Origin of the sequence: Trinickia symbiotica, assembly GCF_003028655.1 — a bacterium.
Classification (GTDB): domain Bacteria; phylum Pseudomonadota; class Gammaproteobacteria; order Burkholderiales; family Burkholderiaceae; genus Trinickia; species Trinickia symbiotica_A.
Window position 1 is genome coordinate 159271 of the sequence record NZ_PYUC01000006.1, and the last position, 17564, is coordinate 176834.

The following is a 17564-nucleotide window of genomic DNA, read 5'->3' on the forward strand; positions in this document are numbered from 1 at the left end:
GCCTGTTCCTTCTAGTGTGAATGCGGCGGCACCTCGGCGCCGCGGCAGCCGACCAGGAAGTCGAAGTCGCATCCCTCGTCGGCTTGCAGGACATGGTCGACATAGAGGTTGCGGTAGCCGCTCGCATCGGCCGCCGACGGCCGCTGCCCTTCCCTCCACTCGGCAAGACGCGCTTCCAGTTCACGATCGTCGATCTCGAGATGCAGCCGCCCGTTCTCGCAATCGAGCTCGATCCAGTCGCCGTTGCGGACCACCGCGAGCGGCCCGCCCGCGCGGGCCTCCGGCGCAACGTGAAGCACGACGGTGCCGTACGCTGTGCCGCTCATCCGCGCATCGGAGATCCGCACCATATCGGTGACGCCCTGCGCGAGCAGCTTTGGCGGCAACCCCATGTTGCCGACCTCCGCCATCCCCGGGTAACCCTTCGGTCCGCAGTTCTTCATGACGAGGATCGAGTCGGCTGTCACGTCCAGATCCGGATCCGCGATGCGCGCTTTGTAGTCGTCGAAGTTCTCGAACACAACGGCGCGGCCGCGATGCTGCAAGAGCGACTGCGTCGCCGCCGAAGGTTTCAGCACCGCGCCGCGCGGCGCGAGATTGCCGCGCAGCACGCAAAGCCCGCCGTCGGCGACGAGCGGCTTGTCGAGCGGCCGGATCACCTCGTCGTTGTAGATCGGTGCCTCTTTGCAGTTCTCCCACAGCGAGCGTCCGTTCGCCGTCAACGCGTCGGGATACGGCACGAGGCCCTTTTCGCCGAGGCGGCGCACGACGGCGGGCAAGCCCCCCGCGTAATAGAACTCTTCCATGAGGAAGCGGCCCGAAGGCTGCAGATCGACGATCGTCGGCGTGCCGCGGCCGATGCGCGTCCAGTCGTCGAGCTCGAGCGGCACGCCGATGCGGCCCGCGATCGCCTTCAGGTGGATGGCCGCATTGGTCGAGCCCCCGATCGCGGCATTGACGCGAATCGCGTTTTCGAATGCCTCGCGCGTCAGCAGCTTCGAAAGACGCAGGTCTTCGAGCGCCATTTCGACGATACGCATGCCCGACAGATGCGCGAGCACGTAGCGGCGCGAGTCGACGGCGGGAATCGCCGCGTTGTGCGGCAGCGTCACGCCGAGCGCCTCGGCCATGCTCGCCATCGTCGATGCGGTCCCCATCGTGTTGCAGGTGCCGACCGAGCGCGACATGCCGGCTTCGGCCGACATGAACTCGTGCAACGTGATCTTGCCGGCCTTCACCTGCTCGTGCAGTTGCCAGACGATGGTGCCCGAGCCGATGTCGCGGCCCTCGTGCTTGCCGTTGAGCATCGGACCGCCGCTGACGACGATGGCCGGCACGTCGCAGCTCGCCGCGCCCATCAGCAGCGCGGGCGTGGTCTTGTCGCATCCCGCAAGCAGCACGACCGCGTCGATCGGATTGCCGCGGATCGCTTCCTCGACGTCCATACTCGCGAGATTGCGCGTGAACATCGCCGTCGGGCGCAAATTCGACTCGCCGTTGGAGAACACCGGAAACTCCACGGGGAAGCCGCCCGCTTCGAAGACGCCGCGCTTGACGTGCTCGGCGAGCTTGCGGAAATGCGAATTGCAGGGTGTGAGCTCGGACCACGTGTTGCAGATGCCGATGATCGGCTTGCCCTGGAACTCGTGATCAGGGATGCCCTGGTTCTTCATCCAGCTTCGGTACATGAAGCCATTCTTGTCGGCTCTGCCGAACCATTCGGCGGAGCGCAGCTTGCGGGGTTTGTCAGTCATGTTGGCGTCAGGTGATGACCTAAAGTAGTATTACTATATATCGACTAGCGTCGCTTGACCACTATTTGAGAAAAGCAAACTTTTCGTAACGGTGAAGCAGTGGTCGGGATCGGATCGGCACGGAAAATGCCTGCTGCTCGCGGATTTCCAGCGCTTCGACCCCCGAGAAATAGCATTACTATTTGCCGGCGTGATCTGGGGAAAACGCTAATCGTCGCCGGGGGCGCGTGTGCCTATAGTTTGGCTATTTCCGAGTTCGTTCTCGTGGGACGCGCTCGGGCCGGGCAGCAAGAGCAAGCAGTAGCAAGAACGACAAACCAACAGAGCTATCGGAGACTTGAAATGAGACGCACCCTACGCCAGGCGCTTCAAGCATTGCTCGCAGTTACCCTCGTCGGGGCAGCCGCCGCCGGCCACGCCGAGGACAAGAAGATCGTCCTCGGTTTTGCTCAGGTAGGTGCCGAAAGCGCATGGCGCACGGCCAACACGGTCTCCGTCAAATCGGCCGCCAAGGACGCCGGCATCACGCTCAAGTTCTCGGACGCCCAGCAAAAGCAGGAAAACCAGATCAAGGCGATCCGTTCGTACATCGCGCAGAAAGTCGATGTGATCGCGTTCTCGCCCGTCGTGGAGTCGGGCTGGGAGCCGGTGCTCGAGGAAGCCAAGCGCGCGCATATTCCCGTCGTGCTGACGGACCGAATGATCGACGCGAAGGACCCGTCGCTCTATGTCACGATGATCGGCTCCGACTTCCTTGAGGAAGGTCGTCGCGGCGGACGCTGGCTCGAGGAGCACTACAAGGACGATAAGGGCCCGATCAATATCGTGGAGTTGCAAGGCACCGTCGGGTCGGCCCCCGCGAACGACCGCCATGCCGGGCTGATGGAGATCATCAAGAACGATCCGAAGTTCAAGGTCATCGCTTCGCAAAGCGGCGACTTCACTCTCGCCGGCGGCAAGCAAGTGATGGAAGCGTTCGCCAAGACGTACGGCAAGCAGATCAACGTCGTCTATGCGCATAACGACGATATGGCGCTCGGTGCGATCCAGGCGATGGAAGAAGCCGGCATGAAGCCCGGCAAGGACGTGACCGTCGTGTCGTTCGATGCGACGAAGGGCGGCTTGCAGGCTGCCGCCGCGGGCAAGATCAACGTCGATGTCGAGTGCAGCCCGCTGCTCGGGCCTCAATTGATGGACACGGTCAAGAAGATCGTCGCCGGTGAGCAAGTGCCGCATCGCATCGTGACGAACGAGACAGTGTTCCCGATGAACGTCGCGGCGCAGGTTCTGCCCACGCGCAAATACTAAACCCGCAACGAGCGAACGCGACCCATGCACGCCGCCGAATCGACTGAGAACTCCGCCTTGATGCGCGCTCCGACGACGGTTGCCCCCGTACTGGAGACCATCGGCCTCACGAAGTCATTTCCCGGCGTGCAGGCGCTTCGCAACGTCGACTTCCGCCTCTTCCCCGGTGAAGTGCATACGCTGATGGGGCAGAACGGCGCGGGCAAGTCGACGTTGATCAACGTCCTGACCGGCGTTCATTCGCACGACGCCGGGGAGATTCGAATCGACGGGAAACCGGTCGGCTTCGCTGCTCCACTCGAAGCCGAAGCGGCCGGGATCCGCACGCTCTACCAGGAAGTCAACCTCTGCCCCAATCTCTCGGTGGCGGAGAACGTCTTCGCGGGCCGCCAGCCGACGCGCGGCGGCGCCATCGATTGGAAGGCCATCCGTATCGGCGCCGAAGCGGCGCTCGCGGAGCTCGACGTGTCGCTCGACGTGACGAAGTCGCTCGATACGTATCCGATCGCCGTTCAGCAAATGGTGGCCATCGCGCGCGCCGTCTCGGTCGACGCGCGCGTGCTGATTCTCGACGAGCCGACCTCGAGCCTCGACGACAACGAGGTCGCGCGACTCTTCGAAGTGCTCAGGCGGCTGAAGCGCAACGGTATCGCGATTCTGTTCGTCACGCATTTTCTCGAGCAGACGTACGCGATCTCCGATCGCATCACCGTCATGCGCAATGGCGAACGCGAAGGGGAATATCTGGCGAAGGATCTGCCGGTCGCGGTGCTCGTCGAGAAGATGGTCGGAGACGCACGCGTGGCCGAACGCCAGGCGAACGCCGCGGCGCGGCAGGCCAAGACGCCGACGTCCGCCGGCCAGACCGCGGCGGGCTTCCGGATGCGCGGCGTCGGACGGCGCGGCGTGCTGCATCCCGTCGATCTTTCCATCGAGCCGGGACGCATCGTCGGCCTCGCAGGCTTGCTCGGATCGGGCCGCACCGAGACGGCACAGCTGCTCTTCGGCGCCGAGCGCGCCGATACGGGGACGGTCAGCGTCGACGGCAAGACCGTGAAAATGGGCTCCCCTCGCCATGCCGTGCGGCAAGGCATCGGCTACTGCGCGGAAGATCGCAAGAAAGAAGGCATCATCGCATCGCTCTCGCTGCGCGAGAACATCGTTCTTGCGCTGCAAGCGCGGCGCGGCTGGTGGCGACCGCTCGGCCGCAAGCGCGAGAAGCGCATCGCGGACGAGTACATCGCCTCACTGGGCATCAAGGCGCGCGACGCGGAGCAACCGATCGAGCTGCTGTCTGGCGGCAATCAGCAAAAGGCGCTGCTCGCGCGCTGGCTCGCAACGGAGCCGCGCATGTTGATTCTCGACGAGCCCACGCGCGGTATCGACGTTGCCGCCAAGTTCGAGATCATGGACCGCGTGCTGGCGCTTTGCGCAAAAGGCCTTGGCATTCTGCTGATCTCGTCCGAACTGAGTGAAGTCCTGCGAATCAGCCATCGCGTCGCCGTCTTGCGCGACCGCCGCAAGATCGCGGAGCTCGACGACGATGGGCTCGACGAAGACCAGGTATATCGACTGATAGCCGGAGGCAACGCCCCATGACGGAAGGCACCGGGGATCCGTTTCGTTTCGTGCGTGCCGTGACGCGCCATGCGTTGTTCTGGCCCGCGCTCACGCTCGTGCTGCTGTTGGCGCTCGATGTCGCACACCGCTCCGATTTTCTCAAAGTGACCGTGATGAACGGCCACCTGTTCGGCGCGCCCATCGACATCCTCATTCATGCGTCGCCGCTCATCATCGTTTCGCTCGGCATGACACTCGTCATCGCCACACGCGGCGTCGACATCTCGGTCGGCACGGTCGTCGCAATTGCCGGCGCGTCGGCGGCGATGCTGCTCGCCGACGATCCGGCGCGCGTTCCGACCGCGCTCGCCGCCTGTCTCGCCGTAGGCCTCGTCGCCGGAGCCTGGAACGGACTGCTCGTCGCGTTCGTCGGGATGCAGCCCATCATCGCGACGCTGATTCTCATGGTGGCCGGGCGCGGTGTCGCGCAGCTGTTGACCGATGGGCAAATCATCCCGATCTCAGGTACCTGGTATCTGCGGCTCGGCGACGGTTACCTCGCCACCGTGCCCTGCTCCGTCTGGATCGCGATCGCGGCAACCGCGCTCACCGCCTTGCTCGTCAATGGGACCGCGCTGGGCCTCTTCATTCGCTCGATCGGCATCAACCCCGTCGCCACGCGCCTCGTCGGGCTGCGTTCCGCGGCCGTCGTCTTCGGCGTCTATGTCTTTTGCGGCGTTTGCGCCGCGCTGGCTGGCGTGTTGATCAGTTCGAACGTGCGCAGCGCCGATGGCAACAACGCTGGCCTGCTGCTCGAGCTCGACGCCATCCTCGCGGTCACGCTCGGCGGCACGTCGCTCGCGGGCGGACGCTTCTCGCTCGGCGGCACGGTCCTCGGCGCACTCATTATCCAGACGCTCACTTACACCACTTATTCGATCGGCGTGCCGCCCGAGGCGACGCTCGTCGTCAAGGCCGTCGTGGTGCTCGTCGTCACTGTCATCCAGTCCGCGGCGGCGCGAGACCTGTTCTTGCATCTGATCCGGCGCGGCATTGCGGCGGGACGGGTGAAATCGGTCGACTCGGTCGGCGAGGCCGTGAAATGAAAGCATTCTTCCTACGCTTCGTCGATCCGCGCGTCTTGCCGATCGCTGTCACCATCATCCTCTTCGCGGCGCTGTTCGGCTTCGGCTCTGCCATGTACACGGGCTTTGGATCGCTCCGGGTCCTGCTCGGCCTGCTCGAAGACAACGCGTTTTTGCTGATCGTCGCGATCGGAACGACATTCGTCATCATTTCGGGCGGCATTGACCTGTCGGTCGGCGCCGTCGTCGCATTCACGACGATCGTCTGCGCGATTTGCGCCGAGCGCCTGCATTGGCCGATCTGGATCATCGCGCCGCTCGTGCTCGCGATCGGCGCCGCGTATGGCGCGGCGATGGGCGCGATCATCCATTTCTTCCGCCTGCAACCTTTCATCGTGACGCTGGCCGGGATGTTCCTCGCGCGCGGTGCCTGCTTTCTGATCACCACGCAGTCGATCGAGATTCACGAAGCGTCGTTTCACGCAGTGTCCGGTTTTCATGTGCCTCTAGGCAGCGGCGAGCTCAACGCGGGCGCGCTCATTGCGCTCGTGACGCTCGCTGCTGCCATCTTTGTCGCACATTTCACACGTTTCGGACGTAATGTCTATGCGATCGGCGGCAACGAACGCTCGGCGCTGCTGATGGGTTTGCCGGTCGCGCGCACGAAGATCGGCGTTTATGCGCTCGGCGGGTTGTGCTCTTCGCTCGGCGGCCTCGTGTTCACGCTCTACGTGCTGTCCGGCTATGGGCTGCAAGGCCAGGGCATGGAGCTCGATGCGATCGCGGCATCCGTCATCGGCGGCACGCTGCTCACGGGCGGCATCGGCTACATCATCGGCTCGGTATTCGGCGTCGGCGTGCTCGGCACGATCCAGACGCTGATCACGTTCGACGGCACGCTGAGCTCCTGGTGGACGCGGATCGTCATCGGCGCCCTCTTGTGTATCTTCTGCCTGCTGCAACGAGTGATCGAGCGGCAGGCGGCGCGTCGCAAATCGAACGGCACGGGGCTCGGGGGGCGGGCGAAGCCCGCACGCGAAGCGAGCCTCGCCGGCGACGGACGGCACGAGCGCGCGATCCCGCTCGGACTGAACGAGCCGCCCCTGAAGACCTGATTCGATGATCATCAAACGGATTTAACGAGGAGTCGTACAGTGGTCAATGTTTCTCGCCCGTTCTCAGGGCTCTTTCCGGTTGCGCCCACGCCATTCACCGAAACGGGCGAGCTGGATCTCGACGGACAACGGCGCGTGATCGACTGCATGGTCGATCAGCAGGTAGACGGCATCTGCATACTCGCGAACTACTCCGAGCAGTTCCTGTTGACCGATGCCGAGCGCGATACGCTCGTGGACCTGTGCCTCGGGCACACGGCGGGCCGCGTCCCCGTCATGGTCACGTGCAGCCATTTCAGCACGGACATCGCGAGTGCGCGCGCGAAGCGCGCCGTCGCCGCGGGCGCGAGCATCATCATGTTGATGCCGCCCTATCACGGCGCGACGCTGCGTGCCGACGAGGCATCGATGTTCGATCATTTCAAGCGCGTCGCCGACGCGGCGGGCGTGCCCATCATGATCCAGGACGCGCCGCTTTCGGGCGTGCCGTTGAGCGTTTCGTTTCTCGCTCGCCTCGCGCGCGAAATTCCGCTCGTGCGCTACTTCAAGATCGAAGTGCCGCAAGCCGCGGCCAAGCTGCGCGCCCTCATCGCGGCGGGTGGCGCTGCGATCGAGGGTCCGTTCGACGGCGAGGAAGCGATCACGCTGATGCCCGATCTCGACGCGGGCGCGACCGGCACGATGTCGAGCGCATTGCTGCCCGACCTGATCCGCCCCGTCTTCGATGCGTTCCGCGCGGGACGGCGCGATGAAGCGCGCGCGGGCTATGCGCGGATTCTGCCGCTCATCAACTATGAAAACCGCCAGTGCGGGCTGCGTGCGACGAAGACCGTGATGAAGGAAGGCGGCGTGATCAAGAGCGACATGGTCCGTCATCCGCTCGAGCCGCTCACCGGCGCCACGCGCAGCGAGCTGCTCGAGCTCGCGCGCGAAGCCAATCCGCTCGCGTTGCGCTGGGGCCTGTAAGTCTCGGAGCGAACATGACGAAGAAACTGACGGTAGGACTCGTCGGCATCGGCAAGATCGCACGCGATCAGCACTTGCCCGCCATCGCCGCGGACCCGGGCCTCGAATTGACCGCCTGCGCCAGCCGCCACGCGGAAGTTCAAGGCGTGCGCAACTATCCGACCATCGAGGCGCTGCTCGCCGCCGAGCGCGATCTCGATGCCGTTTCACTATCCGCTCCACCCCAGGTTCGCTTCGCGCAGGCGCGCGCGGCGCTCGCGGCCGGCAAGCACGTGATGCTCGAAAAGCCGCCTGGCGCGAGCCTGCACGAAATCGAAGTACTGCGCGAGATGGCGCGCAAGGCCGGCCTTACGCTGTTTGCGAGCTGGCATTCGCGCCATGCGCCGGCCGTCGAGGCGGCACGCGAATGGCTCGCGCAACGCGCGGTGCGCTCGGTCGACGTTCGATGGAAAGAAGACGTGCGCAAGTGGCACCCGGGGCAGAAATGGATCTGGGAACCGGGCGGGCTGGGCGTCTTCGACCCCGGCATCAATGCCCTTTCGATCGTCACGCGCATCCTGCCGCATGAAATCGTCTTGCAGACGGCAACGCTCTTCGTCCCATCGAATACGCACACGCCGATCGCCGCCAACCTGGACTTCGTCGATCTGAACGGTGCCTCCGTGCGCGCCGAATTCGACTGGCGGCACGGCCCGCGCGAGCAATGGGAAATCGAAGTGCAAACGAGCGACGGCACGCTGCTCATCGAGCAAGGCGGCAAACGCCTCTCGATTGCCGGCGAGCTCGTCGATGTCGGTCCGGAACGCGAGTACCCGTCGCTTTACGCGCATTGGCGCGAGCTGATCGAGCGCGGCGAAGAGGATGTCGATGTCCGTCCGCTGCGCCATGTCGCCGATGCATTCCTGCTCGGCGCACGCCGCGAGATCGAGGCGTTCGTGGACTGATTCCCGAGTTACCGCAGCGAAAGCATTGGAGCGAGCGCGCCAGCGTTCGGCTCCGCGGCCCATGCTGCGCCGTTTTGTTACCACGCGCCGGCCGGGGCAAGCACTCAGGTACTTGCACCGGCCTCATGCAAAAACCGGCCCGTCGGGGCCACCCCAAGGAGACTGAAGTATGACCAGCAAGCTTCGCCGCTTCACGTTGCGCGCCGCGTTGGCGATGACCTTCGCCGCGCCGTTCGCCCTGCATTCGACTGTTCAAGCCGACGAGCCGCTCAAGATCGGCTTTCTCGTGAAGATGCCCGAGCAGGCATGGTTCATCAACGAGCAGAACGCCGCCACGGCGCTCGGCAAGCAGGAAGGCTTCAGCGTCGTCAAGATCGGCACGCCCGACGGCGAGAAGGTGCTCGCCGCGATCGACAACCTCGGTGCGCAAGGTGCGAAAGGCTTCGTCATCTGTGCTCCCGACGTGCGCCTCGGACCGGCGATCGCCGCTCGCGCCAAGCGCTACGGCATGAAGTTCGTGACCGTCGACGATCAGCTCGTCGACACGTCCGGCAAGCCGCTCGCGGACGTTCCGCACCTCGGCATGTCGGCTTTCAAGATCGGCAATCAAGTCGGCCAGGCCATCTCCGACGAGATGAAGCGCCGCGGCTGGAAGCCTGAGGAAGTGGGCGCCATTCGCATCAGCGACTACGAGCTGCCGACGGCGAAGCTGCGCACGGACGGCGCCACGCAGACGCTGCTCGCCAACGGCTTCAAGAAGGAGAACATCTTCGATGCGCCGCAAAAGACGACCGACGACGAAGGCGGTTTCAACGCGGCTTCGCCGGTGCTGTCGAAGCACCCGAACATCAAGAAGTGGGTCATCTACGCGCTCAACGAAGAGACGGTCCTTGGCGGCGTGCGCGCGACCGAGCAGCTCCATATTCCGTCGAGCGACGTGATCGGCGTCGGCATCAACGGGGCGGGCGAAGCGTTTGCCGAGTTCCAGAAGAAGGAGCCGACGGGCTTTTACGGCACGATCGCCGTGAGCTCGACGAATCACGGTAAGCAAAGCACGCAAAACCTCGTCGACTGGATCAAGGCGGGCAAGCAGCCGCCTGCCGATACGCAGACGACGGGCGTGCTGATGACGCGCGAGAACTGGCAACAAGTCCGCAAGGACCTCGGGATCTAAACGCATGCAAAACGCGAACGACATGATCGAAGCCGCCGCGCCGGGCGGCGCATCGACGCAGTCCGTGCGCCCGGCGTACCTCGAGCTCGACGGGATCACGGTCAGCTTCCCCGGCGTGCGCGCGCTCGATAGCGTGTCGTTGAGCGTGCGGGCCGGCGAAGTGCACGGCCTCATGGGCGAGAACGGCGCAGGCAAGTCGACGCTGCTCAAGGTGCTGTCGGGCGTCAACATTCCGCAAGCCGGAACGTTGCGCCTCGACGGCGTCGAGCGCCGCTTCTCGAGCACGAAGGCCGCCATTGACGCCGGGATCGCGATCATCTACCAGGAGCTGCACCTGGTGCCCGAGCTGACGGTTGCCGAGAACCTGATGCTCGGGGCATTGCCGAGCCGGCTCGGGATCGTCGATGAACGCTCGCTCAGAGCACGCGCCGCCGATACGCTCGCGCGGCTCGGCGAGCATATCGATCCCGATACGCCGGTCAAGGAGCTGTCGATCGGACAGCGGCAGATGATCGAGATCGGCAAGGCGCTGATGCGCGACGCGCGTGTGATCGCCTTCGACGAGCCGACGAGCTCACTCTCGTCGCGCGAGACGACGCAGCTCTTCAAGATCATCAACGGGCTGCGGGCGGAAGGTCACGCGATCATCTATGTGACGCACCGCATGGACGAGGTCTATGAGCTCTGCGACCGCGTCACCGTTTTCCGCGACGGCCACTCGATCGAGACGTTCGAGACCGTCGATGGCCTCGAGCGGGACCGCCTGATCAGCTGCATGGTCGGCCGATCGATTCGCGATGTCTACGGCTATCGCCCGCGCGCCGCGGGGGAAACGCGTATCGAAGCGAAGGCGCTCATGGGGCCGGGACTCTCCGAGCCCGCTTCATTCTCGGCGCGGCGCGGCGAGATCGTCGGTTTCTTCGGACTCGTCGGCGCGGGCCGCACCGAACTGATGAAGCTGATTTGCGGCGCTGAGCGTCCTACGAGCGGGCACGTCGAGCTGAACGGGCGGCCCGTCGCTTTCTCGACACCGCGCGACGCCGTTCGAGCGGGCATCGCGCTTTGCCCTGAAGACCGCAAGCAGGAAGGTATCGTCGCCATCGCATCGGTGGCCGACAACCTCACCATCAGTGCGCGGCGTCACTTCAGCATTGCGCGGTTTCTGCTCAACGAGCGGCGCGAACGCGAACTGACCGACGATTACATCGAGAAGCTGTCGATCAAGACGCGCGACGGCGAAACGCCGATCGGCACGCTTTCGGGCGGTAATCAGCAAAAAGTGATTCTGTCGCGCTGGCTCGCCGAGCAAATCGACGTCTTCGTGATGGACGAGCCGACGCGCGGCATCGACGTCGGGGCGCGCGCGCAGATCTACGAGCTGCTCTACGGCCTCGCCGAAACAGGCCGCACCGTCCTGATGGTTTCGAGCGATCTCGCCGAAGTGATCGGCGTCGCCGATCGCGTGATCGTCATGAAGGAAGGCCGCATCGTCGGCGATCTGCCAAAAGCCGACGCCACGCCCGATCAATTGATCAAACTCGCTTTGCCGCAATAACGCTTCGACCCGACGCGCGGCCACGGCTGACGAGAAGTCCGAGCCCGCGCGCCAACGATTGAGAGAAATCATGCAACAACCTCCGAGCATACGCCCCGCTGCCGAGCCAGCTCTTTCATCCGCGCAGACCTCGCAAGCCTCGCATGGCGCGACGCGCGATGCCGCCCCTGCCCCGGGCAACGCCGCGAAGCTCTGGCGGCTCGTGAACAAATCCGGCATCGTGATGGTCTTCGTGATCCTCTTCGTTGTCCTGTCGCTCGTCGTGCCCGACTTTCTCACGAGCCGCAACATACAGGGCCTGCTGCTGTCGGTGACGCTGATCGGGTCGATCGCGGTCACGATGATGTTCGTGCTCGCGCTAGGCGAGGTCGATTTGTCGGTGGCCTCGATCGTTGCGTTTTCGGGCGTCGTCGCTTCGATGTTGATCACGGCGACGCACAGCGTGCTCTTCGGCGTGACCGTCGGCGTGCTCGCGGGCGGCGCCGTCGGCCTCGTCAACGGGGTGCTCGTCGCCCGCTACAAGATCAACTCGTTGATCGTCACGCTCGCCATGATGGAGGTCGTGCGCGGCCTGGCCTATATCGTCTCGAACGGCGATGCGGTCATGATTTCCGAAGAGCGATTCTTCGATCTCGGCGGCGGCTCGTTCCTCGGCATTTCGTATCCGATCTGGAGCAACATCGTCGGTTTCATCGTGTTCGGTTTCGTGCTGCGCAAGACGGTGTTCGGCAAGAACGTGCTCGCCGTCGGCGGCAATAGCGAAGCCGCGCTGCTCGCCGGTTTGCCCGTTACGCGCATCAAGATCGCCGTGTTCGTTCTGCAAGGCCTCGTGACGGGCTTTGCCGGCGTGATGCTGGCCTCGCGCATGAGCCTCGGCGACCCGAAAACCTCGGTGGGCCTCGAGCTCGGCGTCATCTCGGCCTGTGTGCTCGGAGGCGTATCGTTGACGGGCGGCGTCGCGACGATTTCAGGCGTGCTCGTCGGCGTGCTGATCATGGGATCCGTGCAGGACGCCATGAGCCTCATGAACGTGCCGACGTTCTATCAATATCTGATCCGCGGCGGCATCCTGTTGCTGGCCGTGCTGTTCGACCACGTGCGGCGCACTCGGCGCGTGCGTTGATCCCTCCCGGCGGGATCGTCCCCGCTCAGGCCGGACTGCTCGCGGCGAGCACGTCCGGCTCCTCGACCGGCTCGCGTCGCACTGGCAGTATGACGATGAAGACCGCACCCTGCCCGGGCGCGGTCGCCACTTCGATGCGACCGCCGTGGCGCTTGACGATGCTGAGCGATACCGAAAGCCCGAGACCCGTGCCTTGCCCGACGGGCTTCGTCGTAAAGAACGGGTCGAAGATCCTGCCGACGACCTCGGTCGGTATGCCCACGCCGTCGTCGGCGATCTCAATCGAGACGATGTCGTCCGCCGCGTACGTCCGAATCGTGATCGTGCCGCGGTGAGGAATCGCCTGCGCCGCATTGACGAGCAGGTTCATGAACACCTGATTGATCTGCGAAGGAATGCACTCGACGTGAGGCAACTCGCCGAATTCCCGCACGATCGTCGCCTTGTACTTGAGCTCGTTGTTGACGACGTTCAGCGTGCTCTCCAGCCCCGCATGCAGGTCGGCATGCGCCCAGTCCTCGCTGCCTGGCCGGGAGAAGTCGCGCAAGTCCTGCACGATGCGGTGCACGCGCCGGGCTCCATCGATCGATTCGTCGATGAGCGCCATGATTTCTTCGCGCACGAAGTCGAGATCGGCGTCTTGCCATGCCTGCAGTAGCTCCGCACGCGTCGTCGCATCGAGCTGGCCGACGATCGCCTCTTGCGCCGCCGCGACTTGGAGAAGCCCGCGAATCCAGGGCTTCAGGGTGTTGAGGTTGGCGCTCACGAAACCGATCGGGTTGTTGATTTCATGCGCGACGCCCGCGGCGAGCTGACCGATCGAGGCGAGCTTTTCCGACTGCAACAGCTGGACATGCGCCTCCTCGAGCTCGAGAATCAGTCTGCGCTGCTCTTCCCTTTCGCGTTCGAGACGCGCCTGCGTCTCCTTGCGCTCCTCGATTTCCAGCTCCATTTTTTCGCGCACGAGCTCGAGCATTTGAGTGGTTCGCTCGTAGTTCCGTAGAGTGCCCTCGAGTTGGCTCGTTCGACGCTTCACCTGCGCTTCGAGCGTTTGCGTGAGATCGCGCAGAGACCGGGTACGGGCCGCATATGCGATCAGCGCCACGCTGGCGAGCAACAAGCAGACGAGCGTGGCGTAATGGAAAGAATGCACTATCGGTTCCTGGGTTCGGTTTCCTGCGGCGCGTTCCTGCGCTCAGGCCGTGCGATCGGCAGCCGCAGCGTGAAGCGCGAGCCGACGCCAGGCTCGCTTTCGACGGCAATTTTTCCTCCATGCTTTTCGATGATGCCGTACGACACGGAGAGCCCGAGCCCCGTCCCCTTGCCGACCGGCTTCGTCGTGAAGAACGGATCGAAGATTTTGGCCTGCACGTCCGGCGCGATGCCGGCCCCTGTATCTTCGACGGCGATCGTGACATGGTCGCCGTCGAGGCGCGTCCGGATCGTGATCGTGCCTCGATCGGCAATCGCCTGCGCGGCGTTCATCAGGAGGTTCATGACGACCTGGTTCAGTTGCGAAGGCATGCACTCGACGTGCGGAAGCTCGCCATAGTCCCTGACGACATCGGCCTTATATTTGAGCTCGTTGCGAAGGACGTTCAGCGTTGCCTCGATCCCGCAATGGAGATCGACGATGTTCCACTCGTCACCGCCTGCCCGCGAAAAATCGCGCAAGTCCTGCACGATCCGTCGCACGCGCGACGCCCCTTCGATCGATTCGTCGATCAGCGTATTGATGTCGCTGCGCAGGTAGTCGAGATCGGCATCCTTGCGCGCCGCGTCGATGCGAGCCCGTGCCTCGGGCCCAAGGCCCGTCAGCATCGATTCTTCCAGCGACATCACGTCGAGCAGTTGCTTGACCCACGTCTTCAATGTCCTCAGATTCGAATCGACGAATCCGATCGGGTTGTTGATCTCATGCGCGACGCCCGCGGCAAGCTGACCGATCGAGGCGAGCTTCTCCGATTGCAGCAACTGACCATGCGCCTGCGCGAGCTCGTCGATCAATCGGCGCTGCGCCTCGCGTTCGTTTTCGAGCTCCGCCAGCGTGCGCCGGCGCTCTTCGATCTCCTCTTTCATCAACTCCTGCGCGCGCTGCAGCGCATGGGTGATTTTGCGGTTTTCGTGCAGCGCCGCCTCGAGCTCACGCGTCCTGTGCCGGACCTGGTCTTCGAGGGTGACGGCCATCTGGAACAAGCTGAAATCCGAGCCGCAGACGATCGTGCTGCGCTCGGCACGATCCATCAGCGAGCGCACCATCTTGTTGAGCCTGACGATCTCCTTTCTCAGAGCGGCAGCGTCGAGCGACGCATCGTCGGCCAAGTGGACGTCAGCCACGAGCGGCCTCCGGCGCGCCGCCGAAGACGATGCCGGTCAGCGTCTGGTTCACGTGCACGCCCTGATACTGCTCACCGTACGTGCTGAAGCCGACCGCATGATTGGTGCTGAACAGCTCGCCGGCCCTGTCGCGTGTGCCCTTTTGCACCATTTCGAGGTGGCGCAGGATGCAGTCCCAGGCCAGTATCAGCTGCGGCTCGCCGACGGTATGCCGAAGCTCGCCGAACGTCATCCGCAAGTTTTCGACGAGATCGAGGCCGCGCGCGACGCGAAGCACGAGCCCTTCCTCGATCGCGCAGTAAAACGTGAGGCTGCCGTCGGGGTTCAGCTTCTGGATCGAGCGCACGTAGTCGGTTCCGTCGATCAACACGACGACCGGCGAGGCCGCGAAGAGCCCTGGGCTCAGGTCCTCGACGCGCGCGCCGATGAGCCGCGCATACTCCTGCGCCGCGGGCAGGCCGTTGATCTCGCTCACGGTGCGCCGCTCGGCGTCGGCCGCGGTCACGACGAGCCGCTCGTCGCCGGAACGGAAGTGCTGCGTTTTGAACGTTCTGAACGGGAGCTGAGTGGAAGCGGTGATGAGGACCGCGCAGTCGCTGCGAAATTGCCCGTCGTAAAAAATCGAGGTGTTCTCGAAGCGTAGATCGTCGGCCGCGGAGCCACCGACGAGCGGAATATCGCCAAGCGTGCTTTGCAATGTGCGCGTGACCGCCTCTTCGCGCACGGACAACCCGTCGATCAATAGCAACGCGAATCGGTTCGAATCGACGCCCGGCTCGGGCATCGCACGCTTCTCGAGATCATGCAACGCGTCGAGCGCGCTCGCCTGGCCGCGCGTGATCGAGAAGTCGTGCAAATTGTCGATCAGCGCGGTCCCCGCCGCGAAGAAAGCGAGCGGCAATGCCACCGCCGCGAGGCTGTGCTCGCGGTAGCCGGCCGGCCCGATCTCCCCGGCGGTCGTGCATCCGATTACGCGCGTTGCACCAAACCGCGTGCGCATCTCGTCCGCCAACGCGTCGAGATCGAACCGGCTCGAGCAGAAAAACAGCACGAGTTCGGCCTCGCAAGGCCCGAGCGCGGCGTGAATCTCCCTTACCGCGGCCCGCGCTTCGTCATGGACGGAATGGGCAACGAGGATCTGCGACGAAGATGACGCTGACATCATGACGGAGCTCCCGCATGAACGAGTATGGCGAAAGGCGTCGGCTCCAGCGCTTCGAACCGCCGTATTTGCGCGACCTGATGCGCCGTGACGACACTGCCCTTCGTCATCAGTAGAACGCCGCGACTGTTGTGCAGATCGTCGGCGAGCCGCATGCCTTCCTTCATCTGCTGACCGTTGATTTGCGCGACCTCGCCTTGTCCGAGCGCGGCCGGGTCTTTCAACAGCGCGACGAAGCGATCGATGACCAACGGATCATAGCGAACGCCCGACTGCGAAACGATCGCCTGCAGAGCCTGCTGGCGCGTGACCGGTCGTTTGACGATGCTGCCGCTGAGCAACGCTTCGAAATCGCGCGCCACGGCAAGAATGCGCGAACCCAGCGGGATCTGATCGCCGATCAGACCGTCGGGCGTGCCCCGGCCGTTGAACCGCTCGTACTGGTGGCGAATGATCTGCGCGACGTGGTTCAGCTCGTGGACCGGCGTGAGCACCATCTGCGCGCGCAGCGGATGCTGATAGAAGAGCCGGGTTTCATCCGTCGTCATTCGATCGAGCGATTTTTCGAGCAGCTCGTCGGGCAGGGAAAGCTTGCCGATGCCGTGCAAGAGGCCCGCGCAGAACACCTCCTGCACCTGCAGGCCGCTCAGGTCGAGCGCGACTGCAAGGCTTCGCGCGACCTCGCCGACGCGCGACGATTCGCCGCCGAGCGCCCCGCAGCGCAGCTCGATCATGTTCGCACACACCTGCACCATCGCCGTGAAGTTGCGCTTGAGCTCGCGCTGCGCGTCTTCGAGGAACAGCACCGTTTGTCTGATTTCCTCGGTACGGGACCTCACTTGAGCTTCGAGACCCGTATTGAAAGCGCGCAGTTGCTCGTTCTGACTCCGCGTCAGCTCCGTAAGCCGCGCCGTCTCTCGGCGCAGGCTCTGTTGCTCGATCGCCTGATTCACGGTCAGCAGGAGATCGTTGTCGTCCCACGGCTTGGTCAGATATCGATAAACCCCGCCCTCGTTGATGGCACGCACGGCCGAATCGATTTCCGAATAACCGGTCAACAGAATTCGCATCGAATCGGGGTAAAGCGCTCGAGCTCGGGAGAGAAACTCCGCCCCGTTCATATAGGGCATCCGCATATCGGAGATGATTAGGTCCACCGCATGGGAAGCCAGTATCTCCAGCGCGGCCTCGCCGCCCTCGGCCGTTAGTACCTTGTACTTCGTCGCGCGCAGCAATCGCCGCAGCGACGAGAGAATCGCCGGTTCGTCATCGACGAGCAGGATCACCGGCTCCGGCTTGAGTGTTTCCCGTTCCTCGGGGAAAGCGGGCTGGATTTCGCCGACCTCGCTTGCGCCACCGTCTATCGCAGACATCGATTGTTCCACCGCTTTTTCGCACTCGCCCATCTTGCCCTCTTTTTATCACTCCTTTAAATACGGATATCGGCGAAAACAGTGGAGAATGCAGTAGGGAAAACGTGG

The 17564-nt window shown here is 64.0% G+C and carries 13 protein-coding genes and 1 pseudogene; 9 read left to right on the top strand and 5 right to left on the bottom strand.

Annotation, left to right across the window (positions count from 1 at the left end; genetic code table 11):
* Positions 1-11: 11 nt before the first annotated feature.
* The gene (locus tag C9I57_RS13620) at positions 12-1754 is read right to left on the bottom strand and encodes an IlvD/Edd family dehydratase (protein ID WP_107151210.1); all 1743 of its coding nucleotides are present in this window, start codon (positions 1752-1754) and stop codon (positions 12-14) included.
* A 342-nt stretch (positions 1755-2096) separates the two neighbouring features.
* Between C9I57_RS13620 and C9I57_RS13625 the strand changes: the two genes are divergently transcribed.
* The 9 genes from C9I57_RS13625 to araH all read left to right on the top strand — a co-directional run bounded on the left by C9I57_RS13625 (position 2097) and on the right by araH (position 12584).
* Positions 2097-3062: an ABC transporter substrate-binding protein gene (locus C9I57_RS13625; protein WP_018439548.1), complete on the top strand. Its 966-nt coding sequence runs from the start codon at positions 2097-2099 to the stop codon at positions 3060-3062.
* A 24-nt stretch (positions 3063-3086) separates the two neighbouring features.
* Positions 3087-4661: a sugar ABC transporter ATP-binding protein gene (locus C9I57_RS13630; RefSeq protein WP_440130205.1), complete on the top strand. Its 1575-nt coding sequence runs from the start codon at positions 3087-3089 to the stop codon at positions 4659-4661.
* Complete coding sequence (locus tag C9I57_RS13635) at positions 4658-5728, top strand: ABC transporter permease (protein ID WP_107151211.1); 1071 nt, start codon at positions 4658-4660, stop codon at positions 5726-5728. The genes C9I57_RS13630 and C9I57_RS13635 overlap by 4 nt, the downstream gene beginning before the upstream one ends.
* Positions 5725-6822, top strand: a complete 1098-nt coding sequence (gene yjfF / locus C9I57_RS13640; RefSeq protein ID WP_107151212.1) for a galactofuranose ABC transporter, permease protein YjfF — start codon at positions 5725-5727, stop codon at positions 6820-6822. Before C9I57_RS13635 ends, yjfF begins: the two co-directional genes overlap by 4 nt.
* 39 nt (positions 6823-6861) lie before the next feature.
* Entirely contained in the window at positions 6862-7788 is a 927-nt protein-coding gene (locus tag C9I57_RS13645; protein ID WP_107151213.1) for a dihydrodipicolinate synthase family protein, read from the top strand.
* 14 nt (positions 7789-7802) lie between these two features.
* On the top strand, positions 7803-8732 hold the full coding sequence (locus C9I57_RS13650) for a Gfo/Idh/MocA family protein (RefSeq protein WP_107151214.1): 930 nt from the start codon (positions 7803-7805) through the stop codon (positions 8730-8732).
* Positions 8733-8901: 169 nt separating this feature from the next.
* On the top strand, positions 8902-9906 hold the full coding sequence (locus C9I57_RS13655) for an arabinose ABC transporter substrate-binding protein (protein ID WP_018439542.1): 1005 nt from the start codon (positions 8902-8904) through the stop codon (positions 9904-9906).
* A 22-nt stretch (positions 9907-9928) separates the two neighbouring features.
* A complete protein-coding gene (gene araG, locus C9I57_RS13660; RefSeq protein ID WP_107151394.1) occupies positions 9929-11461 on the top strand; it encodes an L-arabinose ABC transporter ATP-binding protein AraG in 1533 nt (510 codons plus the stop codon).
* Positions 11462-11531: 70 nt separating this feature from the next.
* A complete protein-coding gene (araH, locus tag C9I57_RS13665; RefSeq protein ID WP_107151215.1) occupies positions 11532-12584 on the top strand; it encodes an L-arabinose ABC transporter permease AraH in 1053 nt (350 codons plus the stop codon).
* A 25-nt stretch (positions 12585-12609) separates the two neighbouring features.
* On the opposite strand, the pseudogene C9I57_RS13670 reads toward araH, so the two are convergent.
* From C9I57_RS13670 to C9I57_RS13685, 4 genes and pseudogenes are all read right to left on the bottom strand, one after another.
* Positions 12610-13710: pseudogene (locus tag C9I57_RS13670) on the bottom strand (histidine kinase); the annotation flags it as partial.
* Between the two features lie 26 nt (positions 13711-13736).
* Entirely contained in the window at positions 13737-14828 is a 1092-nt protein-coding gene (locus C9I57_RS13675) for a histidine kinase (protein ID WP_107151395.1), read from the bottom strand.
* Between the two features lie 85 nt (positions 14829-14913).
* Positions 14914-16083, bottom strand: coding sequence for a nitric oxide-sensing protein NosP (gene nosP, locus C9I57_RS13680; protein WP_107151217.1), 1170 nt, complete (start codon positions 16081-16083; stop codon positions 14914-14916).
* Positions 16083-17489, bottom strand: a complete 1407-nt coding sequence (locus tag C9I57_RS13685; protein WP_107151218.1) for an HD domain-containing phosphohydrolase — start codon at positions 17487-17489, stop codon at positions 16083-16085. Before C9I57_RS13685 ends, nosP begins: the two co-directional genes overlap by 1 nt.
* Positions 17490-17564 lie beyond the last annotated feature (75 nt).